Annotated in this window: 24 protein-coding genes and 1 riboswitch; of the genes, 13 read left to right on the top strand and 11 right to left on the bottom strand. The window is 69.8% G+C overall.

What is annotated here, in order from left to right; translation table 11 throughout:
- The first annotated feature begins 163 nt into the window (after nt 1-163).
- Nucleotides 164-679, top strand: coding sequence for a DUF4232 domain-containing protein (locus ACH427_RS18855; protein ID WP_398870624.1), 516 nt, complete (start codon nt 164-166; stop codon nt 677-679).
- Nucleotides 680-698: 19 nt separating this feature from the next.
- Here ACH427_RS18855 and ACH427_RS18850 read toward each other — a convergent pair whose 3' ends face one another.
- Nucleotides 699-2,342 (bottom strand): NRAMP family divalent metal transporter, encoded by a 1,644-nt coding sequence (locus ACH427_RS18850; RefSeq protein ID WP_398870623.1) that lies wholly within the window; start codon nt 2,340-2,342, stop codon nt 699-701.
- Between the two features lie 294 nt (nt 2,343-2,636).
- Nucleotides 2,637-2,811: riboswitch (M-box (ykoK) riboswitch) on the bottom strand.
- A 181-nt stretch (nt 2,812-2,992) separates the two neighbouring features.
- On the opposite strand from ACH427_RS18850, the gene ACH427_RS18845 reads away from it, so the two are divergent.
- A complete protein-coding gene (locus tag ACH427_RS18845; RefSeq protein ID WP_398870622.1) occupies nt 2,993-3,649 on the top strand; it encodes a mechanosensitive ion channel domain-containing protein in 657 nt (218 codons plus the stop codon).
- A 48-nt stretch (nt 3,650-3,697) separates the two neighbouring features.
- Here ACH427_RS18845 and ACH427_RS18840 read toward each other — a convergent pair whose 3' ends face one another.
- On the bottom strand, nt 3,698-6,061 hold the full coding sequence (locus ACH427_RS18840) for an Orn/Lys/Arg decarboxylase N-terminal domain-containing protein (protein ID WP_398870621.1): 2,364 nt from the start codon (nt 6,059-6,061) through the stop codon (nt 3,698-3,700).
- Between the two features lie 225 nt (nt 6,062-6,286).
- On the opposite strand from ACH427_RS18840, the gene ACH427_RS18835 reads away from it, so the two are divergent.
- Nucleotides 6,287-6,688, top strand: a complete 402-nt coding sequence (locus ACH427_RS18835; RefSeq protein ID WP_398870620.1) for a hypothetical protein — start codon at nt 6,287-6,289, stop codon at nt 6,686-6,688.
- Between the two features lie 432 nt (nt 6,689-7,120).
- The gene (locus tag ACH427_RS18830; RefSeq protein ID WP_398870619.1) at nt 7,121-7,705 is read left to right on the top strand and encodes a TIGR00645 family protein; all 585 of its coding nucleotides are present in this window, start codon (nt 7,121-7,123) and stop codon (nt 7,703-7,705) included.
- 833 nt (nt 7,706-8,538) lie between these two features.
- Here the strand turns inward: ACH427_RS18830 and ACH427_RS18825 are convergent.
- The 4 genes from ACH427_RS18825 to ACH427_RS18810 all read right to left on the bottom strand — a co-directional run bounded on the left by ACH427_RS18825 (nt 8,539) and on the right by ACH427_RS18810 (nt 11,819).
- Nucleotides 8,539-9,114, bottom strand: a complete 576-nt coding sequence (locus ACH427_RS18825; protein ID WP_398870618.1) for an AAA family ATPase — start codon at nt 9,112-9,114, stop codon at nt 8,539-8,541.
- A 212-nt stretch (nt 9,115-9,326) separates the two neighbouring features.
- Nucleotides 9,327-10,019, bottom strand: a complete 693-nt coding sequence (locus ACH427_RS18820; protein ID WP_398870617.1) for a WbqC family protein — start codon at nt 10,017-10,019, stop codon at nt 9,327-9,329.
- Nucleotides 10,020-10,035: 16 nt separating this feature from the next.
- Entirely contained in the window at nt 10,036-10,707 is a 672-nt protein-coding gene (locus ACH427_RS18815; protein ID WP_398870616.1) for a YdcF family protein, read from the bottom strand.
- Nucleotides 10,704-11,819 (bottom strand): helix-turn-helix domain-containing protein, encoded by a 1,116-nt coding sequence (locus ACH427_RS18810; protein ID WP_398870615.1) that lies wholly within the window; start codon nt 11,817-11,819, stop codon nt 10,704-10,706. The genes ACH427_RS18815 and ACH427_RS18810 overlap by 4 nt, the downstream gene beginning before the upstream one ends.
- A 197-nt stretch (nt 11,820-12,016) precedes the next feature.
- On the opposite strand from ACH427_RS18810, the gene ACH427_RS18805 reads away from it, so the two are divergent.
- From ACH427_RS18805 to ACH427_RS18785, 5 genes are read left to right on the top strand one after another with little or no spacing between them, the layout of a single operon-like run.
- Nucleotides 12,017-12,454 carry a hypothetical protein gene (locus ACH427_RS18805; protein ID WP_398870614.1) on the top strand — a complete coding sequence of 146 codons (438 nt, stop codon included), beginning with the start codon at nt 12,017-12,019 and terminating at the stop codon, nt 12,452-12,454.
- On the top strand, nt 12,451-12,867 hold the full coding sequence (locus ACH427_RS18800) for an ATP-binding protein (protein ID WP_398870612.1): 417 nt from the start codon (nt 12,451-12,453) through the stop codon (nt 12,865-12,867). The genes ACH427_RS18805 and ACH427_RS18800 overlap by 4 nt, the downstream gene beginning before the upstream one ends.
- Nucleotides 12,861-13,343 carry a hypothetical protein gene (locus ACH427_RS18795; protein ID WP_398870611.1) on the top strand — a complete coding sequence of 161 codons (483 nt, stop codon included), beginning with the start codon at nt 12,861-12,863 and terminating at the stop codon, nt 13,341-13,343. Before ACH427_RS18800 ends, ACH427_RS18795 begins: the two co-directional genes overlap by 7 nt.
- A gap of 50 nt (nt 13,344-13,393) precedes the next feature.
- Nucleotides 13,394-14,515, top strand: a complete 1,122-nt coding sequence (locus ACH427_RS18790) for an adenosylhomocysteinase (protein ID WP_398870610.1) — start codon at nt 13,394-13,396, stop codon at nt 14,513-14,515.
- A 5-nt stretch (nt 14,516-14,520) separates the two neighbouring features.
- Nucleotides 14,521-15,063 carry an NUDIX hydrolase gene (locus ACH427_RS18785; protein WP_398870609.1) on the top strand — a complete coding sequence of 181 codons (543 nt, stop codon included), beginning with the start codon at nt 14,521-14,523 and terminating at the stop codon, nt 15,061-15,063.
- Here the strand turns inward: ACH427_RS18785 and ACH427_RS18780 are convergent.
- From ACH427_RS18780 to ACH427_RS18770, 3 genes are all read right to left on the bottom strand, one after another.
- Entirely contained in the window at nt 15,060-15,689 is a 630-nt protein-coding gene (locus ACH427_RS18780; protein WP_398870608.1) for a plasmid mobilization protein, read from the bottom strand. The genes ACH427_RS18785 and ACH427_RS18780 overlap by 4 nt on opposite strands.
- Before the next feature lie 227 nt (nt 15,690-15,916).
- The gene (locus ACH427_RS18775) at nt 15,917-16,708 is read right to left on the bottom strand and encodes a DUF2637 domain-containing protein (protein WP_398870607.1); all 792 of its coding nucleotides are present in this window, start codon (nt 16,706-16,708) and stop codon (nt 15,917-15,919) included.
- Nucleotides 16,709-16,956: 248 nt separating this feature from the next.
- Nucleotides 16,957-18,492 (bottom strand): DnaB-like helicase N-terminal domain-containing protein, encoded by a 1,536-nt coding sequence (locus tag ACH427_RS18770; protein ID WP_398870606.1) that lies wholly within the window; start codon nt 18,490-18,492, stop codon nt 16,957-16,959.
- Nucleotides 18,493-18,770: 278 nt separating this feature from the next.
- On the opposite strand from ACH427_RS18770, the gene ACH427_RS18765 reads away from it, so the two are divergent.
- From ACH427_RS18765 to ACH427_RS18750, 4 genes are all read left to right on the top strand, one after another.
- A complete protein-coding gene (locus ACH427_RS18765; RefSeq protein WP_398870605.1) occupies nt 18,771-19,316 on the top strand; it encodes a helix-turn-helix transcriptional regulator in 546 nt (181 codons plus the stop codon).
- 129 nt (nt 19,317-19,445) lie between these two features.
- Nucleotides 19,446-19,745: a helix-turn-helix domain-containing protein gene (locus ACH427_RS18760; protein WP_398870603.1), complete on the top strand. Its 300-nt coding sequence runs from the start codon at nt 19,446-19,448 to the stop codon at nt 19,743-19,745.
- 10 nt (nt 19,746-19,755) lie between these two features.
- Nucleotides 19,756-20,988, top strand: a complete 1,233-nt coding sequence (locus ACH427_RS18755; protein WP_398870602.1) for a tyrosine-type recombinase/integrase — start codon at nt 19,756-19,758, stop codon at nt 20,986-20,988.
- The gene (locus ACH427_RS18750; RefSeq protein WP_398870601.1) at nt 20,961-21,482 is read left to right on the top strand and encodes a metal ABC transporter permease; all 522 of its coding nucleotides are present in this window, start codon (nt 20,961-20,963) and stop codon (nt 21,480-21,482) included. The genes ACH427_RS18755 and ACH427_RS18750 overlap by 28 nt, the downstream gene beginning before the upstream one ends.
- Here the strand turns inward: ACH427_RS18750 and ACH427_RS18745 are convergent.
- Together ACH427_RS18745 and ACH427_RS18740 are read right to left on the bottom strand one after the other, a co-directional pair.
- Complete coding sequence (locus tag ACH427_RS18745) at nt 21,425-21,724, bottom strand: hypothetical protein (RefSeq protein ID WP_398870600.1); 300 nt, start codon at nt 21,722-21,724, stop codon at nt 21,425-21,427. The genes ACH427_RS18750 and ACH427_RS18745 overlap by 58 nt on opposite strands.
- Nucleotides 21,725-22,175: 451 nt before the next feature.
- Nucleotides 22,176-22,916 carry a YcnI family protein gene (locus ACH427_RS18740; protein WP_398870599.1) on the bottom strand — a complete coding sequence of 247 codons (741 nt, stop codon included), beginning with the start codon at nt 22,914-22,916 and terminating at the stop codon, nt 22,176-22,178.
- Nucleotides 22,917-23,014: the final 98 nt, after the last annotated feature.

Here is a 23,014-nt window from a genome sequence, read left to right as displayed (position 1 = left end):
AGTCGCCGTGCGGACCCGGATCCGCCCCTGCCTCGGAGTCGCGGATGCCGTGGCCCTGGTCGTGCTCTGCACGTCCGTCAGCACCACGCTCGCGCTACTCGCCGGCCTCATCTGACGTTCCACGTCACCACATCGCACGCACCACATCGAACGGGAGCCCACCATGCGTACCCTCGGCCTCACCGCCTCCGCCGTGCTCGCCGCCGCGGCCGTCGCCCTCGCGGCCACCCCGGGCCAGGCCGCCCCGTCGTCCGGCGCGACCACCGCCGCCTGCACCGCGGGCAACACCAAGCTGTCGGTGCGGACGGTCAGCAGGCCGGTCAACCACGACCTGCTGACCCTCACCAACACCGGCCGCACCGCCTGCAACGCCTACGCCTACCCCTTCCTGCGCTTCGACGAGGACCAGGCCGTGACCCAGGCCGTCGAGGACAGCCGGCCGCAGGCCGTGGTGACCCTGGCCCCGGGCGGGTCCGCGTACGCGGGCATCGGCCTCTCGGCCGGCGACGGCAGCGCCGCGCACGGCCGTACGGCCGAGAAGCTGGAGGTCTTCCTCCCCGATGCGGACGGCACCTCCGACTCGTCCGCCACGCTCACCCTGCCCAAGGGCACATGGATCGACGACTCGGCGGCGGTCACCTACTGGCAGTCCGACCCGGCGGACGCGCTGGTGTGGTGACCGCCCGCCGGGGCCGCGCTCACTGACCGAGCGCGACCCGCACGAGCTTGACGACGACCAGGACCATCGCCGCCAGGAGGTACGCCCGCAGTGCCCCCATGCCGATCTTGCGGCCGGTGGCCATGACCGGGCGGGTGAGGGTCTCCAGCGGGGGCATCCGCCAGGTGTCCCTGCCGGTGCGGTCGATGGGGTCCTCCTTCGTCCCGGTGCGCCGCCGGGTGAAGGCGTAACCGGCGGCGAGCACCCCGGCGACGCCGCAGGCGGCCATGATGTCGAGGATCGCGCCCGCGCTGATGCCGGGGAACAGGACGGACGCGGTCAGGATGACCGAGAGGGTCACGAGGACCCCGACGACCGCCGAGGTGAAGGCGTTGGTCTTGGGACCGTTGGCCCACGGTCCCAGGACCTGCTTGTCGTTGCAGAGCAGCAGCAGGAAGACCGAGGCGGACGGGAGCAGCACCCCGGCGAGGGTCTGGACGCCCTCGGTGAGCAGGCCCAGCGGGGAGCCGGGGATCAGCACGATGGCCGCGGCCGTGGCGACCAGCCCGGCGTAGACCGCGTAGAAGCCCTTGGCGCCCTTGATGCCGCGGTGCAGCGAGTGCTTCATGCCGAGGACGTCGCCGATGGCGTAGGCGGTGGACAGCGAGACCGCGAACGCGCCGATGATGGAGGCGTCCAGCAGGGCGATCGCGAAGAGCACCCCGGCGAGCTTCCCGGCGTGCGCCTCGATGCCGGTGGCCAGGCCCCCGGCGTCCGTGAAGCCGCCGGAGCGCCCCGTCCCGGCGAAGGCCGCGGACGCGATGCCCATCATGGCGGCGGCGCCGATCACCACGACGCCGATGCCGAGCCACAGGTCGGCCTTCTCGTACTTCATGAAGCGCGGGGTGATGCGCTTGTCGATGACGTAGGACTGCTGGAAGAACAGCTGCCAGGGCGCCACGGTCGTGCCGACGATGCCGATGATCAGCAGCATGACGGTGGCCAGCTCGCCGGAGCCGCCGGGGATGACGGGGACGACGAAGTCGTGGCCCATCTGCGAGGACTTCGGGTGCACCAGGAAATAGACGGGGACGAGCAGCAGGCTGCCCGCGCACAGGGCGATGGCGACGCGCTCGAAGCGGCGGAAGGACCCGGTGAACGCCGAGGCGATGATGATCGCGGCGGCCAGGATCACCGATGCCACCTTGGGCAGCCCGAGATAGCCGGTCGCCAGCGTGATCCCGATGAACTCGGTCACCAGCGTCAGGGCGTTGAGCAGGAAGAGGTCGATGACGGAGAAGGCTCCCCAGAACTTCCCGAACCGCTCCAGGATGAGCCGGGCGTGCCCGACCCCGGTCACCGCGCCCAGCCGCAGGACCATCTCCTGGTTCACATAGAGCACGGGGATCAGCAGGAGCAGGGTCCACAGCAGGCTGGTGCCGTAGTTCTGGCCCGCCTGGCCGTACGTGGCGAAGGCGCCCGCGTCGTTGTCGCCGACCATCACGATCAGCCCCGGGCCGACGATGGCGAGGAGCGTCTTGAACTTGGCGGACAGGCCGCGGCGTTCGCCGTGGTCGTCCTGCCTGATGGTGCCCAGCGCGCCGCGGATGTCGCCGATGTGGGCGTCGTCCAGCACCGCGCTGCGCGGCGCCGGGATGGTGGTGTCGGTGATCAGATCGGTCATGGGGAGCCTCCCGGGCGCCTGGGCAGGCGAGGAGTCGGTGGCGCGCGGCCACGTTCCACCCGCGGGCGCGCAGCACTGCGACCCGGGTCGGCCGGTGGCCGAGCGGGTGAGGGCGGTGGCACGGTCGTGCCCGCGGGGAAGGTGGTTACCGTGTGCCGGAGAAGGGCGAGGGCATGCGGAACGGGGGCCGACTATGGCCCGGACTACTGCAACCGCAATCCATGTCTCTCGCCTCCTTCCGGCCGGGACGCGGGGCGCGTCGACGACTCGGCAAGGAGCGGACCGGGCATGCCCGGTTCACCCCAACTCGTCAGAGCTTTGGCACTGCACGGCGTGATCCCCGCTGGCGGGGAAGCCACTTGGGGTCACCCCTTAAGTCGGGGAGACCTGTCCTGAACCTGGGCGTCTCTCGACGTCGTGGGGTCAGTGGCCTGTGTCCGTGCAGACGCCTCACCGAACGAGGTGCCTGCTGATTTCGAACCTCCAGAAGCATAGACCCTTACTTGCGCAAGCATGCAACTGTTTGGCCAAGGCTTGACCCGCGGCCCGGACCGGCGCGAGCGGAGCACGGCCTTCCAGGCCCCGGGGCCGTGGGTAGTCTGCTGCGCGACATCCGCACCACAAGGGGCTCATCGGTGGACCACGACAGCATGACCGCAGACCCTGTCGCCCTCGGGCACCGGCTGCACTGGCGCGGGGTGATCCGTACGCGGCGGGCCGTCGTCATCACCTCGCTCGCCCTCGGCGGGCTCGTCGTGTCGCTCACCTTCGGCGGACTGCTGGGCAGCCCGGGCAGCCACCAGTCGCTGACCTCCCGGGTGATCGCCGGCGTCAGCGCGGGGGTCTTCCTGGTGGGCGCCCTGATCGCGGTCCGGGGGGCGACGGACGACCTGGTGAAGCTGCTCACCGGCCGGATCAGCGACAACCGCTCCGCCGCGCTGCGGGTGATATGCCTGCTGTCCGGTTACGCGCTGGTGATCCTGGGCGCCCTGAGCCTCCTGCGGGTGCCGTGGGGGAAGCTGCTGCTGGGTGGCGCGCTGACCGGTGTGCTGCTGGGCATCGCCGCGCAGCCGGTGCTGGGCAACATCTTCGCGGGCCTGGTGCTGATGGTCGCGCACCCGTTCACGATCGGCGAGCGGATCAGCGTGCAGTCGGGACCGCTCGGCGGCCGCATCGAGGGCGAAGTCACCGACATGACCCTGCTGTTCGTCGAGCTGCGCACCGGCGACGGCCGGACACTCATCCCCAACAACGCCGTCCTGGGCGCGGCCATCGGACCGCCGCACCGCGAGACGACGGCGGCCTGACGTACGGGCCGGACGGAGCCCATGGCCCCGCCCGGCCCTCCGTTTCCCTCAGGAACGCGCCTCCTGCCGCGCGCTGCTCCCGTCCCCGCCCTGCTGCGCCGGGATGCGGCGTACGCACTCGATGAGATAGTCGCCGCTGTCCTCGTCGAGGGTGACGCCGTGCGTCTCGCTGTGGAAGCCGGGGAAGCGCCGGTCGAAGGACTCCAGCGCCGCCAGATAGCGCAGCAGGGGCCCGTCCGGGGCGCCGGTGTTCTCGCCGGGCATCAGGACCGGGATGCCGGGCGGGGTGACGGTGACCATCGCGGCGGCCACCCGGTCCGCGGCGTCGGCCAGCCGTACGCGCTCGGTGCCGCCCCGGATGAGGCGCTGATAGCAGTGCTGCGGCGGGGTCACCGGCTCGGGCAGGTCCTGGAAGGCGGTGTCCAGCAGCTCGACCAGGCGCGCCTGGCGCAGATGGTCGTGCATCTCCTCGCACAGCCCGCGCAGGGTCCCTCCGGAGTAGCGCCGCGGGTGGGCGGCGACCAGCTCGGGCAGCACGCGGTCCAGCGGCGCGTCCTCGTCGTGGAGCGCCTTGAAGTCCATCAACGCGTCCATCAGCGTGCCCCACTTGCCCTTGGTGATCCCCATGGAGAAGAGGATGAGCGTGGTGTAGCTGTCGGTCTTCTCCACCACGATGTTCCGGGTGGCCAGATAGGCGGTGAGCACGCGCGCCGGGATGCCCCACTCGTCCATCCGCCCGGTGGCGTCGATGCCCGGGCAGGTGAGCGTGACCTTGACGGGGTCGAGCAGGCAGTAGCCCTCCGCCAGGCCGGCGAAGCCGTGCCAGTCGGCACCGGGCTCCAGCTGCCAGCAGGCCGGGTCGGTGCGCAGCAGCTCGGCGGGGGCGTCGGCGAACGGCACCCGGTCTCCGGTGGCCGGGTCGGTCACCGTATCCGGCTGCCAGACGCCGAAGAACCAGCCCGGCCGGTCACCGGCGGCCGCGACGCGCCGGCCGACGCGTACGACGGTCTGCCGGAAGCGGACCGCCTCCGTCACCGCCTCGTCGATCAGCCAGCGGCCCTGCGGCCCGTCCATCATCGCGGCGGCCACGTCCAGCGACGCGATCATCGGATACAGCGGCGAGGTGGTGCCGTGCATCATGAACGCCTCGTTGAACCGGTCGTGTTCGACCGGCGCGCGCGGCGCGGGCTTCACATGCACCATGGCGCTCTGCGACAGCGCGGCCAGCAGCTTGTGCGTGGACTGGGTGGAGAAGACGGTGGGGCGCTCGGGCCCGGGGAAGGTGTCGGGGCCCACCGCCATGCCGTAGCGCCCGGCGTAGAGGGGGTGGAAGCGGGCGTACGCGAACCACGCCTCGTCGAAGTGCAGCCGGGGCGTGCTGGGCGCGAAGGCCCGCGCCACCTGGACGGCGTCGTAACACAGGCCGTCGTACGTGGAGTTGGTGAGCACCGCGTACTGCGCCTCCGGCGACACGGCGCCCCGCGTCAGCGGGTTGCGGGCGATCCGGTCGGCGACCGCGCCCGCCTCGGTCCCCGCGGGCGGCAGCGGGCCCGCGAGGCCGTAGCCGTTGCGGGTGGGAACGAGATAGACCGGCCGGGCGCCGGAGAGCACGAGCCCGTGCAGGACCGACTTGTGGCAGTTGCGGTCCACCAGCGCGATCTCGTCCCGGGTCACGCTGAAGTGGCCGACCATGCGGTCACAGGTCGAGTCGCCGTGCAGGACGAAGTACGTGCGGTCGGCGCCGAAGACACGGGCCGCGTTGCGCTCGGCGTCACCGACCGGACCGGTGTGCTCGAACAGCGAGCCGAGCTCCTCGACGGAGATCGACAGGTCGCTGCGCAGCAGCCGCTCCCCGAAGTAGTCGTGGAACGCCCGGCCGACCGGGGACTTCAGGAACGCGACACCGCCGGAGTGGGCCGGGGTGTGCCAGGAGTATTCGTGCGCGTCGTCGAAGCGGCGCAGTGCCTTGAAGAACGGCGGCAGCAGGCCCTCCTGATAGCCGCGGGCCGCGCTCGCGATCCGGCCGGCGATGAAGGGCGCCGTGTCCTCCAGCGGCCAGATGTAGCCGATCACCGTCTCCGCGACCCACAGCGGCAGATTGTCGAGGTCCTCGCCGGCCGTGACCAGGAAGACCGGCAGGTCCTGGAAGCGCTGCCCGGTCCGGCGCAGCACCTCGCCGCCGCCCGTCCCCCCGGCACCCTTGCCCTGCCCCGGAAGATCCCAGTCCACGACGGCGGCGGCCAGGCCCGCCTCGGTGCGCAGCACCGCCTGGGCGTCGTCACTCGTGTCGGCCCAGCGCACCTCGAACCCGCGGGCCTCCAACTCCCGGCGGATCCTGCGCAACTGCTCGGCCGCGGCACCTCCGCCCTCAGGCAACTCCCGTACCGCGAACAGGACCGTTCCGTCTGCCATGGCTGTTCCTCCAGGCGCCTCGCCGTATAGAGCCTCTGGAACAACGGGCTTGAGGCTCCGGCGACACCGGCCGCACCGGGAATCCACTCCGACCGGCGACCCGTAGGAGTGGTTCCGGGCACTCTCGCCACCGGCGGGGCGAACTGCCGGGAAGCATGGGGTACTTCCACTGTCTTCCGTCTTCTCTGTCTTCCTTCTCTTTCTTCGTCTTCGTCGGGAGTGTTCATGAAGGCTGTCCCCCTGAGCGCGGCACTGGCACTGACGGCCCTGGCCGTCTGCGCACCGGTGCCCGCGGCCGCCCAGCCCGTACGTGCCGAGCGCGTCACGCTCACCAACGCGGACAACGGCCGGACCGTGTCCGCGCACACCGGTGACGACATCGAGGTCGCCCTCACCGGCTCCCGTGAGAACGGACTCGCGTACTTCTGGAGCATCCCGGCGAGCGACTCCGCCGTGCTCCACCGGACGGCGGGCGGCAAGACCCCGACGGGCGGCGCCACGGCGCGCTTCCGCGTGGAGAAGGACGGCATCGCCACGATCAGCGCCACCAAGCACTGCCACTCCGGCGGCGGACACCTGTGCCCGCTCGTCGTCGTGCCGTGGAAGGTGCGGGTGGAGGTGAAGTAGGGGTAGGGGGCAAGGGAGTACGAGGCGGTCCAGGCGCGGGCCCGTGCGTCGAGGCTGCCGGGCCCGCGCGGTGGGCGCGGGCCGCCGGCCTTTTGACGACGATCGGCTTGAGGCCGGCTCCTCCGGGGCGCCAGCGCCGCAGAACGCCGAAGGCCCCGGCCGGTTTCCCGGCCGGGGCCTTCGGTTCGTGCCCGGTGAGGCACTGGCGGAGGATACGAGATCCGAACTCGCCCACGCCGGGGGCCGGTCACTCACATGGGGGAAGTCCTCGGTGTCGGTCTCTAAGTGGTGCTTGTGCGGGCATTGCTGTGCTGAAGGCCGCAAGAGGGGGGAAAGGCAGTGGCTGTCCGCGGTAGGTACGGGTTCAGGACTCCGGGCCGGGCTGGTGAGGCCGTGCCGTCCCTGGGCTACGCCCTGTTTGCGACCCGTTGGTTGCAGGCGCCTCTGTATTTCGGGCTCGTGGCCGCCCAGGCCGTGTACGTCTACGAGTTCTTCGGTGAGCTCCGCAGCCTGGTCCGCGGGGTGGTCGCCGGGCATTCGGACGAGAACATGGTGATGCTCGCTGTGTTGAAGCTCGTCGACGTGGTGATGATCGCCAATCTCCTGATCATGGTGATCGTCGGCGGCTACGAGACGTTCGTCTCCCGTATCGGCCTGCACGGCCACAAAGACCAGCCGGAGTGGCTGTCACACGTCAACTCCAACGTGCTCAAGGTCAAACTCGCTATGGCGATCGTGGGCATCTCCTCGATCCATCTGCTGCAAATGTTCGTCAGCATCCACGACACCCCCCAGCAGGAGCTCATCTGGGGGACGACGATCCACATGGCCTTCATCCTCTCGGCCTGCATCCTCGCCTACATGGCGGGACCGATGGAGGCCAAGGCCGTGGCCCTTGAACAGCAAGCCCACCAGGTCCCACCTCAGCAGCCACCGGCCGACCCGACGGGACGCGCCACGCGGCCTTCCGCCTCGCCGGCGACCCCACAGGTCCCTGGAGGCGACCGAGCTCTGTAGGTCATCTCCGGTGGGGCTGGACCCCGGTGGCCGGACCGGCGGCCGTTGCTGACGCCTCCCCACCCCCGAGCAGCGGGCCGAGCGCGGCGACCGCGTCGGCTGCATCGCCGGGGCGCTTTCCTCCGTCGGATACCGACGCGGTCCGGAGGCCGCCGCATTCACGGACATCGAGATCACCCCGACCCTTCCCCAGCCTTCGACCGGGGGTGCCCCATGACCTGTGAGCGGAGGCTCCTCAGAACCCAACTGAGACGGAGAACGTCGAAGGGCCCCACCGCGAACGGTGGGGCCCTTCGAGTCGTGCCCGGTGAGGCACTGGCGGAGGATACGAGATTCGAACTCGTGAGGGGTTGCCCCCAACACGCTTTCCAACTGTTCGTCTGGGGGTCCGGAGGGATGCAGGGCGGTCCTGACCTGGGGCGGAGAGCCCGGCTCGTCGGGCTCCGGACGGTGCTGGACGGGGGCGAATGCAACCAGAACCGCAACCAGAGGGGCCGCCTGTTTTGCCTGCTCAGACGTCTTTCTCTGCTCTGCGCCGCGCGGAGGAACGTGCTCCGAGGGCTCGTAGGGCTGCTTGACGTTCGCCCGGTGTGTAGGTGCAGTAAGGGCAGCCGCCGACCGTCTCGAAGGTCTCCCGGAAGCCCAGGTGGCCAAAGTGGCACCGGACGACCTCGGCCGTGCGTCCCTCCTTGCTCCAGAACAGAGGGATGCTGTCGGCGTCGCTTGCCATGTGATCACTTCTCTCTGAGCCAGCCCGCCGTGGCGTCCTTGGCTGCGGGGCGCGTCGATCAGGTCGCCTCCGTCGTGCTGAGGACGATCGCTGCGGTGGTGCCCTACTCCTGCCGAGGCTGCATCATTGCGGGCTCTCGGGCAAAGGAGGCGATGTCCGCGAGGCCCGGGTGGTAGCCGTCCGAGGTGTCCACCACGAGTGTGGGTACGTCGAGGGAGATCGGTACGAACGATTCGAGCGAGTGTTCTCCGGAAGCGATCGCTTCGAGAAGGTCGTGATCAGCGTGGGCGGCGCGGTGGCCGCTGTGCTGCACGCGGTGAGCGATCCGATCGTGGGCGACGGCGGCAGAGGTGGTGCAGCGGATGACGCGCAGCTGGGCCAAGTCCATGAGGGGCTCCAGGTGTGGCCGCCATAGCTTGTCCTGGAACGCAGCTTCCGCGACGATCGTGACCCCGGCGCGGAGGAGGGTTCTCGCCACCTCGAAGAACGCGTCGAGCGTTGGGTAATTGAGTGGGTCCTCGCCGCCGGCCTGGTATCCCGGGGTGGACAGGACCATCCCTTGCTTGACCTCGTCGCGGATGATCGCGGGACAGCCGAGTTCCTGAGCGAGCGCATGGGCGAGCGTTGTCTTTCCTGTGCCTGGTGGCCCGCTCACCACGGTCAGTGTCGGTGTGGTCATACAGGTCTCTCGCATTCGACGCGGCATATCAGGGAGGGTGCGTTTGGCGAGCAGGAAGGCGATGAATCCGGGCTCGCGGGAGAGTCTGGCGTGGCCGGTGGGGTGTTCGTGAGACATTGCCGGAATCGGCGTCCATGCGATGGGCTCCAGCCGCCCCCTTGACCCGATGCCAGCAGCCAGCCTGCCGTTGGTCCGGACACGTCACGCTCGTGTCAGATCGTTGCCATGCGTAATTCATTGGCCAGACGGCGGCTGCCGACCTGCATCAGGGCCCGCACTGCGCTGATCGTGCGACCGCTTTCCCACACGCCGGTGTCCGGTGTGGTGAACGGTATGACGGTGATGCTGTGGGCCGTGAAGGGGGCTGGGCACAGGTAGTGCATTCCTCCGGTTCCGCACAGATACGTTTGAGCTCCGATGGCGGCGGCCAGGTCGGCGAGCCGCTGGGAGCGTCCCTGCCGGGCCGGAAGGCCGCTGCTGCGGAGGACGCAGCCCTTCCAGCCGAGGAGCTCCAGTAGGGCACGGGTGGATGCTTCAGCGACGGCCGCGGTTCGGTCGCTGGTCGTGAAGGCGTTCAGGACGGGGACGAGGGCTTGCTGGAGGGTCGGCCAGTGAGGGCTGGCCCCGTAGTGCTGTTGGAGCGCACGGGCGGACCTTTGCCGGGACCGGATGGGCTCAGCCATCACAGCATCCCGAATCAGCGTATTCCGGCCCTGGGGAAGGTGGGTGGGGATGGACAGCCACCGGCGGTCGGCCGGATTGTCCAGGGCAGCGAGGCGGGCTCGGTGCTGGTAGTCGCGGCGGGTGAACTGGACGTCGTCGAGGACGATCCAGCAGTCCGCCGCGAACAGCTTGGCAAGCGTGGCCAGTCGGGGGAAGAAATTGGGCTGGTGGATGGCACACACCCCGCCCGGCGGCAGTTCAGGCTTTGAGTAGGCGGCTGTCGAAGCCGTCTTCGAGGAGGGATTGGTAGGCGGCATGTACGTCCTCCGGGACGTCCTGCTCGATGGCGAAGCCGAGCTTCGGATACTCGATCACCCGCTGCAGATCACCGACGAGCTGGTCGACGACGAGCTTCTCGTCGCCGATCGTCTTCAGGTAGTCGTCGAACTCCAGTGGCGCCGAGGCGCAGATCACCTCCACCTCGGGCCAGACCTTGCGGGCAGTGGCGAACGCGCGGCGCTCCATGTAGGGCATGGAGACCAGCAGCACGGTCTTCACCGTGATCCCGGCCGTGGCCAGGACGTCGCGGGAGAAGGTGATGTTCTGGCCGGTGTTGCGCGCGTTCGGCTCCAGCACAATCGCTTCGGTGGGGACGCCGAGGGCGAGAGCGTGCTCGCGGAAGTGCACGGCCTCACCCCGAGGGAAGCGGCCCGGGTGGGTCGGGTTGGGCCCGCCGGAGAAGACGAGGGCGGGGAAGAGCCCGGCTCGGTACAGTTCGGCGCAGAATGCGGGGACGCCCAGGTCGTGGCTGCCCAGGCCGATCGCTGCGTCCGTCGGCCGGAGTTCGTGGCCCATCTGGTGGTAGTCCCAGATCAGCTTGGCCCGTTGGCGCTGGTCGTCGGTGATGCCCCGCTGGATGTCCGTCGTCATTGGCGTCTCTCCCTGGTCACCGCCGCCGGAGGCTGTCCGACCCCGACGGTCTTCCGGATGCTCTCGATGCTGGTCAGCTGGTGGCTCATGCCGTATTGAGCGGCCAGCTTCGCTGCCTGATCGAGGGCCGAAAGGCCATCATCCCGGGTGGCAGGGTCGGACAGCAGGATGTGTCCGTGAGCAGTGTCCAGACGCACCCGCTGCATCGGTGAGTCGATCGCGCCGGTGCTGCGGGCGATCCCAATGAAGTGCAGGGCTTTGTTCAGGTGACCGGCGCCCCGGTGGGCCAGGGCGAGTTTTTGGTGGGCGACGGACCAGTCGTCCGGCTCACCGAGCTCTTCGAAGTCGCGGGTCGCGGCGAGCATGATGCGGGTCGCATAGTCGTGCTCGCCTTCCTTGCTCAGGGCGGTTCCCACCCACAGGCGGGCTCTTGCACGGTCCCGGCGGGCGAGGCGGTCATCGACGGCCAGGTGTTCGTACTGGCGGGCTGCGGTCTCCAGACGGCCGGACATTTCCGCAACGACGGCCAGGGAGAGGTCGAGTTGGGCGACGCGACGGGGGATGTCGAGCTGGCTGAAGATCGAGCGGGCGCCGGCATACGCGTGCTGGGCCGATAAAGGCCCGACCACCGTTCCCTGGTCGCGCTTGAGGTCCCCCATCAAGGCGGTTGAGCGGGCGAGGAGATAGAGGCCCTTGTCGTCCAGCTCCGGGGGCCGGAAGCGGTTCAGCCACCGGCCCAGCAGGTTGTCGGCGAAGGCGAAGTTCTGGCGGCTCAAGGCGACCACGACCCGGTCCAAGTCGTCGGTCCACGATTCGTACTCCCAGGCCCTGGGCCCTGCCGAGGTGACACGGCGGGTGGTCGCGGGCGGTCCGCCGGCCTCGGAGAGGAACGTCTCGAACCGCAGATGCACTGATGCGTCCGCGCGAGCCAGAGCGGTGTCCAAGATCGCCTGAGTGTCCGGGCGGGGTTCCGTCGTGGCCAGGTGCTTCTCCCACTTGGAGACGGTCCCCACGGCGAGGCCGAGGTTCTCGGCGAACGCGCGGACGCTCATCCGCAGGGCGAGCCGCAGGGCCCGGGCTTCCAGGCCGGTCCAGTGGTGCACGGTCGCCACGCGTCGCTCCCTTCCGAAAGCTCATGCAAGCACGGAACGCGTATGTGGGGGGACGGAAGTGCAACGCAAGTGCAACAGCGGGTCATTTCGTCGCCGCGCGTCAGGGAGGACGCTTCAACACGCAGGTCACAGCCCCTCCTTGGACCGGGGCGGCCTTCATTTATTCGTCCCTCCTTTGAACTTGGACGGTCCACTTCATGGAACCCCTTACCGAGCACCGTCGTGTCAACGGCCCGGTCGTCTATGGCTTTCTGCGGTTGGTCAACGTCTCCCCGGCCCGCGAGGCGGCCCTGAAGGGGTCGCTGGCCGAGTACTGCTGCCAGCACGAGCTGACCCTGTCCGGGCTGTTCACCGAACGCGTCACCACGGTCAATTCCGCTGCCTTCACCGGGTTGATGGACGTGCTGGAAGTGCCCGGCACCTACGGAGTCGTGCTGCCCTCCGCCTCCCACCTGGGCCCCAGGGCCATAGCGGTGGGCAGGGACAAACGCATCGCGGCGACCGGAGCCCGGCTGCTGCTGGTCCGCAAGGAGACCCCGGGTTCGGCCTCCCGCCGCAGGCGCCCCGGGCCTGGCGGCAACCAGGCCAGGCAGCGCGGCCACGGCCCCGCACCGGCACTGGAGGCGGAGTCATGAATCCCTCCATGCCCGCCGCCGATCAGCGATTCTTCGCCTCGGCGCCCGCCTCTGTCGGCCTGGCCCGCGACTTCGCCGACAAGTTCCTCCTGGCCTGGGGCCTGGACGCTCTCGCGGACGATGTCCGGCTGTGTCTTTCGGAACTGGCGACCAACGCGGTCGTCCACGCCAACTACGACGGCTTCCTGGTCCGGCTGGCCATCGACGGCAGCTACCTCCACCTGGAAGTCCACGACCGGCACCCCCGCTGGCCCGAGGTCCGGTTCCCCACCCACGACGTCACCACCGGCCGCGGCCTGCACTTGGTCGCCGCCCTCTCAGCCGGCTGGGGCGTCGAGCCCAGCCACTCTTCCGGAAAGATCGTCTGGTCGCGGTTCCCGATCACGGCCGCACCGCAGGAGATGCCATGCTGACCCGCACCCTGGCCCCCGCGCCGTCCTCCGGGCCCGGCCCCGGCCTGCTGTTCTCGCTCAGCACCCGGACATGGTCCGGCCCCGGCCCGGACGGGCAGGACGTCGCGCACATCCTGCTGGCCCACCCACCCGGACGCGCCAGCCACGACACCCCGGCCGCGATCGAGGCCCGCATACGGCACATCGCCGCCAGCCTCGGCCCCCTCGTCGGCGCCCATGACGTCATCGCACGGCTCGACGGCTGCCTGCGCGTCATCGGCAACCGGGTGCTGCTGAAATTCGGCGGCTCCCGCTATGGCCTCCGTCTGCCGACCCATCCCGGCTGGACCGACCTGATCACCCGCCGAGGCCAGGCCGTCCTCATCCTCGCCCTGGACCCGCTGCCGCAGTCCGCCACCGCCCGCCGCCTCGACACCTACCTCGACGCCGCCCGCGCGAACAACCGGCTTCTCTTCGGCCTCGCCTGCACCCCCTGACTCACCAGCCGCCCATGCACGACCCCACACTCAACCGAGAGGGAACTGCCATGGAACCCTTCGAGCGCGCCCGGCTGGACGCCTACTTCACCAAGATCGCCAACCAATTCGCCCCCACCGAGCAGGCCACCGCCTTCCTGGTCACCCACCTGCTGGCCGAGCGGCCCGGCTTCGTCCGCGCGGTCGCCGCGATGACCCGCCTGCGCGCGGTGCTGCCCAAGCCGAAGTCCATCCACCCCGCCGCCCAGCGCGAGGTCGAACAGAACACTCCCTGCGATGTCCTCTCCCGCGAGCTGTTCACCGACCCCGACACTGCCCTGGACTACCTCGAATCCCGCGTGGCCGGCGAGCCGGTGGTGCTGCTCGACGTCGGCGGCTACTTCGCCCCCGCTCTCGCCGACCTGCACAGCCGCTTCACCGGCCAGATCCTCGGCGTCATTGAGGACACCGAGAACGGCCACCGCCGCTACACCGAGCTCGACAAGCTGCCCTGCCCGGTCGTCTCGGTCGCCCGCTCACCCCTGAAGGACCCGGAAGACTTCCTCGTCGGCCAGTCCGTCGTCTTCTCCACCGAAGCCGTCATGCGCGACCGCGGCGACATCCTCCAGGGCCGCCCCGCCCTGGTCATCGGCTTCGGCAAGCTCGGCTCGTCCATCGCCCGCCTCCTGCATGCCAAGGGCGTCCAGGTCACCGTCTGCGACATCGACCCCGTCCGCCGCACCCAGGCCCTCTCACAGGGCTTCGCCGTCGCCCGCGACCGCGAAGCAACTCTCGCCACTGCCGGGCTGGTGCTCTGCGCCACCGGCGCCCGGTCGCTCAGGGGCGAGGACTTCCCCTACCTGCGCAACGGCGCCTACGTCGCCACCGTCACCTCACGGGAGGACGAACTGGAGCTGGACGCTCTGCCGGACGTCTACACCCGCACGATGGTCGGCGAGCACGTCACCCGCTACCAGACCACCGGCCACTACTTCTACCTCGCCAATGGCGGGGACGCCGTCAACTTCCTCCACGGCGCGAGCGTCGGACCCTTCATCTTCCTGGTCCAAGCCGAGATCCTGGCCGCGATCAGGATGCTCACCCGCGCCGACTTAGCCCCCGGGCTCCATGAAGTCGGCGCGGACGACCGTGCCGCGATCGCGGCGACCTGGCTCTCCTACTTCAACAGGTGATCGACTTGCCCATCACGGCAGACCACATCCGCACCACCGTCAACGGCTTCCTCGACGAGCACCCCGACGAGAAGCCCGCCCTCGCGCCCGTCCTCGCCCTCCTGGACGACGGGGCCGACCTGGCCAGCCGCAAGGAATTCCGTGGCCACGCCACCGCCGGCGCCATCCTCGCCCGCCCCGGCGGCAGCATCCTGCATATTCACCACTTGGCCCTCGATAAGTGGCTTCTGCCCGGCGGCCATCTCGAAGCCCTGGACGGCACCCTCCTCGACGCGGCCCTGCGCGAGCTCACGGAGGAGACCGGTATCCCGGCCGAAGCGGTCACCGCTGTGACGGACCGTCCTGTACACATCGACGTCCACCCCATCCCGGCCAATGACGCCAAGGGCGAGCCGGACCATCAGCACATCGACTTCCGGTTTCTCTTCCGGACCACGGCCGACGTCCACCAACTCCAGGCGGAAGAGGTCACCGACGCGGCCTGGCGTGACATCGAGACCGTCGCTGACGAATGTCTGCGGAGTCGCATCGCTGCAGCCCTCCGCTAGCGTTCAATGAGGTGCTGGGCGGCCGCGTCGACGCGTGCGACGGCGCGGCGTACAGCCTCAACGACGGTATTGGCGTGCGGGGCCTCGGCGCCGGAGTTCAATGCTTTGGCCACTTGGTTGAGGTTGTTGCCGATGTGGCTGAGGTGCCGCCGCGCGGCGAACAGCTCGACGACGATCTCGCGTCGGCTCGCGATTTCGGCTGCGGTGCGGTCGAGGTCACGGGCGGCGGCCAGGGCGGCGTGGGCGAGGAAGGCGGCGACGGTGATGCCGGCGGCGTTCGCGCCAGCGGTGATTAGCGCGAGTTCCTCGTCGTTGAACCGGGCGGTACGGCCGTGGAGGCGCCTGCCGCGCTGGTAAGGACGTCGGCGGATGCGCCGCTTTGTCTGCTCGCACGAGGGGGCGTGGCAGGAATGCTCGCCCTGCTGGGGCTGCGGACCGCCCTCGGTCCCAGCCTCTCCGGCCAGTGCCCCCTGGCGCCGGTCGGCCTCCGCCACCCCTGGGGCGGAGGTCCCTTTGTGCACTCCACCGACGGTGGAGTGCACAAAGCACCAACTTGCTGCGTCTTTGTCTGGGGTGGTGGACATCTCCTGCTGACCACTGGCGATTTCGAGGTGCGGGTCGTGCATGTCGACGTGCTCCGTGTGGTGTTGGCGGCGGCAGTCCCGTGCAGTGCGACCCAGGCGGGTATGAAACCCGGGGTTGGTCGCCTGGTGAACGGGCTGTGGGGGAGGCTGATGCGGGCCCGGCAGGGGCGGACCGTGTCCTGGGTGGTCGGCCGGCGGTGCGGATCCGCCCCCTTGCGGTGGCGTGACCGGATTCCGGGCAGGTGGCGGTGACCTGGAAAGAGTTCCGGTCAGCCGCTGGTGTGGGCGGGGACGCGGTCCCGGAATTCCGTGCGCAGGGCGGTCATGACCTGGGTCAGCCGGTCTTCGGCGATGCGGTGTCCCGCTGACCGGATGGTCTGGCGGACCGTATTCCGGGTGGGATTCGTGTGCTCGACGAATACGGGCCGGGCCAGGTCGACCAGCTCCTCCAGCCCGGCACTCGGGGGCCGGCCTACGCGGCGCGAGCGGATGGGCGGGAGGTCGCCGCTGAACAGCTCACCCTGGCCCTGGGGTTCGTCCTCATCCTCGTCCGCTTCACCTGCGGGAGGTTCGTCGGCCTCCTGCTGGCGCAGTGGCTGGACCGGGCCGGCGGTGGTGCTGGGCGCCTCGGTGGTGGTGTGGCGTGCGATGAGGATGTGGAGGTGGACGGCTCCGGCGAGCGCGAGCGGGGCCAGGGTCGAGAGGACGCCGACGGTCGCATCGCCGAGGTGCAAACCGGTGGGTGTGGCCTGCTGGTTGAGGCGTATGGCGTGCAGGGCGTTGGCCCAGATGCTGGCCGTGGTGGCGGTGCCGAAGAGCGTCCACACGTAGAGGCGGGCGCTGAAGGAGGCGGTGCGCAGGACGAGCAGGGCGCGGACGCCGTAGGCGATGAACCCGTCGATCACGAGCGGGAAGAGGTAGGTCAGGAAGCCTCGGACGTGGATGGCGGTGGCCATCTGCTGGAGGGCGTCGTAGGACAGTGCGCATCCGGCGGCGCCGAGGACGGTGATGGCGGCGCGGTCCCAGCCGGTGGCCCGGTGGGTGGGGGCGAGGGTCGTCACGGGGTGGTGCTCCGAGGAAGTTTCTGGGGTGCTGGCGGGGGCGTTCACGGAGGGGGCGTACACGCGAGCCCCCTTCTAAAGGGGGGCTCGCGCGTGAACGCTGGGCGCGTGTACGCCGTGTGCGGTCGCGTGATCGTCTGACCTGCGGTTTTGTCGCGAGCGTGAGCGGCGTGAACGGTTTTCGGGCCGTGACGCCGTGAGGGGCGCGTGTACGGTCCCGTGTACGCTCCGGCCGCCCGCGTGGCGGGTCAGCCGATGGCGGCGATGTGGCGTGCGGAGGCGCGGTAGAGGGCTTGTTGCCCGCCGCCGCTGCCGCCTGCGGTGCCTTGGGTCTTGGTGGCCAGCCCCGCCTCGACGAGCTGGTCCAGGCTGCGGCGCGCCTTCTCGACGGCAGCCCGGTCGGGGGCCGCCTGGCGGGTCAGGGCCTTGGCGAGGTCACGCACGCTCAGGCCGTTGGGGCTGGCGCGCAGGATGGTGACCGGGTCCAGGGCAGGGTCGACGGTGGTGGTGCCGCGCGCGTGGTCGTGGATCAGCTGCAGTGGGCCGATCTCACCGGTGGGCATCTTCAGGTGGTGCAGGGTGACCGCCGGGTCACCTGCCTCGCCGGTGAGGAACAGGACGCTGCCCGCTCCAGAGGTGATCCAGGTGGAGCCGTAGACGCGGTCGAGTGCCGGCCGCTGGTCCTTCGGTGCGTCGGCCAGGGCTTTGCGCTGGTGGTGCAGCTCCATGACCTCAACTCCGTTGCGCAGGGCGCGCATCCGGGCGTTCTGGAAGGCCACGGCGAGGGCGTCGTCGACCAGGGTGCTCACGGCGTCCTTGAGGCTGTCGATCACGATGGTGTCGGCCCCGTGGGCTGCGGCGAGGTCGGCCAGGAGGTCGGGCTCCTTGTCGAGGGTGGCGGGCAGGGGGCCCTGCCAGACCACCAGCCGTTCCCGCAGGATGGTCTCGTGCTCCGGCTGGATGCGGCGGAACATGGCGCGGGCGATCTGCTGCGGGCGGTCCATGGCCAGGTAGAGCACCCGCTTGCTGGGCGCGACCGGCATGTCGAGGACGGTGTCCTGAAGGCCGATGCGGGCGAGAATGACCTGGTGGGCCAGGGTGGTCTTGCCGACGCCGGGGGCGCCGACGATCATCAGGCTCTCGCCGGAGGCCCACGCGGTCTTCTCGCGGGTGCCCCACAGCGGTTCCTTGTCGGCGCCGGCCTCCGTCACGAACCGCCAGCCGTCGGCGATGTGGCGCGAGAGCCGCCCGGTGCCGGAGGCGAGTGCGCGCTCGCGCTCGGTGCCCAGGTCCGCCTCTATGGCGGAGCGGATCTCGTCGGGGTCGGCACCCGGCTCCTGGGTGCGCTGCACGGCGCGGATGCTGTGTTCGCGCAGGCGGCGCAGGGCGGCGGTCCGGCTGACGATGCCGGCGTAGTAGGCGGTGCCGCTGACGGAGGGCGGGGCGCAGTAGAGCTGGTGGATGTAGGCCACGCCACCGACCCGGTTGATGTCGCCTCGGCACGTGAGGTAGTGGCTTACGGCGATCGGGTCGGTCGGTTTGTCCTCGCCGCGCAGGGCGAGCAGGGCCCGCCAGATCGTCTCGTGGTGCGGCCGGTAGAAGTCCGCCGCGACCAGCATGGGCCGGATCTCGTCGATCACGGCGGGGCCGTGCATGCAGGCGCCGAGGACGGCCTGCTCGGCGTCCGCGTCGTGCGGAGGCTGGAGGGTGAGGTCGGAGGTCGGTACGGGCCCTGCAGCCTGCCGGGATGGTATCTCCGGTGGCTGGGCCGTAGGCTGTGCCAAGGAAACTCCTCACCGGCAGGCCATATGGGGCGGCAACCCCGGCCAGGCCGGTCTGGATCGTTCAGGGATGGGCGGTCGTGAGGTTTTCTTCTTCGGAGCCCCCGGTGTTCGTAGCACCGGGGGTTTCTGCATGTCCGACGCCGTTCAGCCCCGGACGGGACCACACTACCCCATCTGATGCGCTCCCGAATGAGTTGCGTTCGGCTCCGAAATGGAGTTAGCTGTTCACCCCGGGCCACGGTGGTCCGGAGCGAGGCATGCCGGAGGAGGTGCGAGCAGTGAGCAGCGACGACGGTGCCGCCCGCGTCGGCCCCGAGCGGCCCCTGCCGGAGAACAACGTGGCCGAGCGCATCAAGCTCGAGCGCGAGATCCGCGGCTGGAGCACGCAGAAGCTGGCCGAGCGCATGGCCGAGGTCGGCCACCCGGTGAACCAGTCCGCGATCTGGCGCATCGAGAGCGGCAAGCCCCGCCGGAGGGTCAACCTCGACGAGGCCCTGGGGTTCAGCAAGGTCTTCGATATCCCCCTCGACGACCTGACCGGCCCGCCGGGCCACGTCTCCAACGCTCAAGTGCGCAGGCTCGTCGGCGAGTACGTCGAGCGCTGGAAGGAGTGGCGGGCCGCGCGTGAGCCCATGGACCGCGCCCGCGACGAGATCGAGGAGTACATCAAGGCCCACCCCGACCAGGAGGACATGGTCAGGGCCTTGCTCGGCTACGAGGTCTCCGGCGCCTCCGGCGGCGACTTCATGCGCCACCGCGACGTGCCTCACTCGCACAGGCGTCTGATCGGCGACGAGGCTCCTGCCAAGCCCGACGCCGAGTAATCGGTTCTCTGCCGCCCGGTGCTACGAACACCGGACGCCAGGCACCACATCAACGCCCATCCCTGAACGACCAGTACGGCATGCCCGGGGTTGCCGCCCCTTCGTGGCCTGCCGGGATGAGGAACACCCTTGCCCAAGAACGACCTGCCCGTTTCCCAGATCGCCCATCTCCTCGGTGTCGCGGAGGAGGATCTCCGCGTGCTCATGTCCGAGCGGGACGGGTCCCATGGTGACCCCACGCTGGTCGGCCTGACCGTCGCCGAGGCCGCCCGGCGTATCGGCATCGGCCGGACCAAGCTGTACGAGTACGTGACCTCCGGCGAGATCGCCTCGGTCAAGATCGGCAGTCTCCGCCGAATACCCGCAGAGGCGGTGAACGAGTTCCTCGCCCGGCGCCTGAGTGCCGGCGACCTCGCGGCTGCGGCCTGAGGGCGGCGACATGTCGAACAAGTCCCGCCAGCCCAATGGTGCTTCCTCCATCCACCAGGCGAAGGACGGCCGTTGGCACGGCTACGTGACCGTCGGTGTCAAGGACGACGGCAGGCCCGACCGCCGCCACGTCACCAGCAAGACTCGCGCGGAGGTGACCAAGAAGGTCCGCGAACTGGAGCGGCAGCGCGATGCCGGCACCGTTCGCAAGGCCGGTCAGGTCTGGACGGTCACGACCTGGCTGACCCACTGGGTGGAGAACATCGCAGCCCTGCACGTCTCCGAGAACACCATCGACGGCTACCGCGTCGCGGTCTACCACCACCTCATCCCCGGCCTCGGCGCCCACCGGCTGACGAAGCTGGAGCCCGAGCACCTGGAACGCTTCTACAAGAAGATGCAGGACAACGGGAGTTCGTCCGGTACGGCCCACCAGGCCCACCGGACCGTGCGGGCGGCGCTGAACGAGGCCGTACGCCGTCGCCACATCACGGTCAACCCCGCCACTGTCGCCAAGGCGCCCCGCCTCGAAGAGGAAGAGGTCGAGCCGTACTCGGTCGAGGAAGTCCAGCGGATCCTCCTGGAGGCCGAACGGCACCGCAACACCGCGCGCTGGGTCATCGCCCTGGCTCTCGGCCTCCGCCAGGGCGAGGTGCTCGGTCTTCAGTGGACGGACGTCGACTGGGAGGCCGGAGTGATCCGGGTCAGCCGCGGTCGGCTCCGCCCTCGGTACCAGCACGGCTGCGGCAACCGCTGCGGGCGCAAGCCCGGTTACTGCCCGCAGAAGGTCAACATCCGGCGTGAGACCAAGGACACCAAGTCCAGGGCGGGCAAGCGGCCTATCGGCGTACCGGAGGAGCTGATGAAGCTGCTGCGTCGGCACAAGGAAGAGCAGGATCGCGAACGCCGTCTGGCCCGCGATCTGTGGGTGGAGAAGGGATACGTCTTCACCTCGCCCACCGGCGAGCCCCTCAACCCCAACACCGACTACCACAAGTGGAAGGACCTGTTGAAGGCGGCCGGAGTCCGCGACGGCCGACTCCACGACGCCCGCCACACGGCAGCCACGGTCCTGCTCATCCTCGGCGTCCCCGACGCGATCGTCGACGCCATCATGGGCTGGGAACCGGGTAAGTCGGCCCGGATGCGCCGCCGTTACCAGCACCTGACCGGCCGGGTCCTCCAGGACACCGCCCACAAGGTGGGCGGGCTGCTGTGGGGCACGCCGAGCCCCGCAGCCTGACCTGGGTGCGGCGAGGCCCCCGCGTCTGCGGCGGTCGGGGCCTCGCCGTACTGCTCCAGCACGCCCTGCTGGGCGGAACGTTGATCGCAGCCGCCTGCGGGCTGGTCGGCTACTTCCTCGTGCTGCGTGCTCAGGTCTTCACCGCCGACGCGCTCAGCCATGTCGCCTTCACCGGCGCCATGGCCGCGCTCGCCTTCGGCAGCGACCTGTGCCGGGGCCGGCCGCGCGGACGTTGTGCGCGACACCAACGGCGAGCGGCTCTTCCGTTATGGCCTCGGCCCCGACCATCGCCACTACCTGCTGTGTACCGAGTGCGGCCTCAGCCTGCCCGTCGAATTCGGCCCCGTGGAGAAATGGCTGGACCGGATCGCCCGGCGTCTGCCCGAACTGCGGCCGGAAGGCCGATCAGGCGCAGACACCGCCGACAGCCTGAAGGTCAGTGGTCGTCCCAGTGCCCGTCGTGCTGGGCGTGCCGGTGCCCGTCGTGGATGTAGTCCATGTGGTCGCCGTGCGGCACGGCGACGTGGCCGCACCCCGCACCGTGCTGGTGGGTGTGGTCCTGGTGGACGGTGTGGCCGGCGGTCTCACACTCGTCGGTGTGGTCCTCGTGTATGCGGTGCAGGTGCCCGTCGTGGACGTAGTCGACGTGGTCGCTGTGCGGTACCGCCACGTGGCCGCACCCCGCACCGTGCTGGTGGGTGTGGTTCACATGGGAAGTGTGCGCGCTGGTCAGCATGGCAAAGCCTTCCTTCTCCCCCGCATGATCAGATCTTTCCGACGGGAGATCTTGCTCTTCCGTTGTTAAGCGCGCCGGGGATTCATGAAAGTTGCCACAGGTCGGCTGGAAACACGCCATGCGGCAGGAGGCGCCCTTCCCTCGGCCGATATCCGCGTCCACCCTCTTGCGGCCGTGAACCGGCCGGGTGTTCGCTCGATGGGAAGGCCGTACGAGCGAAGGAGGAGCGCTGACCATGACTGTTAACACGCCGTCCTCGACATGCGGTTCAGGCTGCAACTGCGGTCCGGACTGCACCTGCGGATGCCAGTCCGGCGGCCCCTGCCAGTGCGGCGATTAGCCGAGCTCTGACTGCTGTGCCGAGGGCCACAACGAGACAGATGCCGGCGTCGTATCGCCGAGCGCCGCCGTCCCGCCAGGCCATTCCTGGCGGGACGGCTTGTGTCCGGGGCTACTGCCTGCCGGTGCGGGCGCGGGCCAGGCCGAGCCCGCCCGCGATCAGTCCAAGCGCGCCGAGGATCAGTCCGGCGATGCCCAGGATCCGGGCGGTGGAGTCGTCGGCCTTCGCCGAAGCTGCCGATGAATTCCCCTCTGCTGTACTGCTCTTGTCGCCCTTCTTGTCGTCTGAAGCTGCTGCGGTGAGCTTCAGGGTCGGGGCCGGGTGCTCCGGTTCCGGCTGGCCGGGCCGTTGTTCTTCGATCCACCGGACGATGTTGCCGTCCGAGTAGGTCTGCAGCGCCTTGAACACCAACTGGTTCGTGCCGGTGGGCAGTTGCCCGAAGGCGATGGTGAAGTCCTGGTACTGGCCCGGGTCGATCTTGCCGCCGGTCCAGACGATCTCGGAGACGGCGTCGGTGATGTTGCCGTCGTCGGTCTTGATCGGGGTGGCGAGCTTGGTCGTCTTCACCTGGGCCGTCCAGCCTGCCGCGGGCGTGACCAGGACGGACGGGATGGGGCGGTCGGCGGGCAGGGTGATGTCGACCTTGGTGGTGCTGGCCTTGTCCTCCTCGTTGGGCACCCGGAAGGTGAGGGTGCCGTCGGAGGTGCCCTGGGGGTAGCTGTCCGGGTGGACGGTGACGTGCGCGAACGCCGCACCGGCGCTCGCCAGCACACCGGCCGTGGCCAGTGCGCCGACCATGGTGGCGCGGCGCAGTCCGCGCCGGATGACTGGGGATATGGATGTCGCAGGCATGCGAAGGCTCCGTACGGGACGGACCGGCGGACACGGCGGTCCACCGGTGAAGGTGAGCGTGATCGAGGGGCGTCGCCACGCAGGCGATCAGCCCGGTG

It is taken from the genome of Streptomyces sp. NPDC020379 (assembly GCF_044387105.1).
GTDB lineage: Bacteria > Actinomycetota > Actinomycetes > Streptomycetales > Streptomycetaceae > Streptomyces.
The sequence above is the reverse complement of the archived record's forward strand: the minus strand, read 5'-3'. Positions and strand labels throughout refer to the sequence as shown.

Bases quoted from the DNA above. Each gene is read 5' to 3' on its own strand.
- ACH427_RS18840 (WP_398870621.1), bottom strand. From the start codon at position 6,061: ATGGCAGACGGAACGGTCCTGTTCGCGGTACGGGAGTTGCCTGAGGGC.
- ACH427_RS18795 (WP_398870611.1), top strand. From the start codon at position 12,861: ATGCTGACCCGCACCCTGGCCCCCGCGCCGTCCTCCGGGCCCGGCCCC.
- ACH427_RS18740 (WP_398870599.1), bottom strand. From the start codon at position 22,916: ATGCCTGCGACATCCATATCCCCAGTCATCCGGCGCGGACTGCGCCGC.
- ACH427_RS18815 (WP_398870616.1), bottom strand. From the start codon at position 10,707: ATGACGACGGACATCCAGCGGGGCATCACCGACGACCAGCGCCAACGG.
- ACH427_RS18825 (WP_398870618.1), bottom strand. From the start codon at position 9,114: ATGACCACACCGACACTGACCGTGGTGAGCGGGCCACCAGGCACAGGA.
- ACH427_RS18790 (WP_398870610.1), top strand. From the start codon at position 13,394: ATGGAACCCTTCGAGCGCGCCCGGCTGGACGCCTACTTCACCAAGATC.
- ACH427_RS18855 (WP_398870624.1), top strand. From the start codon at position 164: ATGCGTACCCTCGGCCTCACCGCCTCCGCCGTGCTCGCCGCCGCGGCC.
- ACH427_RS18805 (WP_398870614.1), top strand. From the start codon at position 12,017: ATGGAACCCCTTACCGAGCACCGTCGTGTCAACGGCCCGGTCGTCTAT.
- ACH427_RS18850 (WP_398870623.1), bottom strand. From the start codon at position 2,342: ATGACCGATCTGATCACCGACACCACCATCCCGGCGCCGCGCAGCGCG.
- ACH427_RS18835 (WP_398870620.1), top strand. From the start codon at position 6,287: ATGAAGGCTGTCCCCCTGAGCGCGGCACTGGCACTGACGGCCCTGGCC.
- ACH427_RS18845 (WP_398870622.1), top strand. From the start codon at position 2,993: ATGACCGCAGACCCTGTCGCCCTCGGGCACCGGCTGCACTGGCGCGGG.
- ACH427_RS18755 (WP_398870602.1), top strand. From the start codon at position 19,756: ATGTCGAACAAGTCCCGCCAGCCCAATGGTGCTTCCTCCATCCACCAG.
- ACH427_RS18780 (WP_398870608.1), bottom strand. From the start codon at position 15,689: ATGCACGACCCGCACCTCGAAATCGCCAGTGGTCAGCAGGAGATGTCC.
- ACH427_RS18800 (WP_398870612.1), top strand. From the start codon at position 12,451: ATGAATCCCTCCATGCCCGCCGCCGATCAGCGATTCTTCGCCTCGGCG.
- ACH427_RS18745 (WP_398870600.1), bottom strand. From the start codon at position 21,724: ATGCTGACCAGCGCGCACACTTCCCATGTGAACCACACCCACCAGCAC.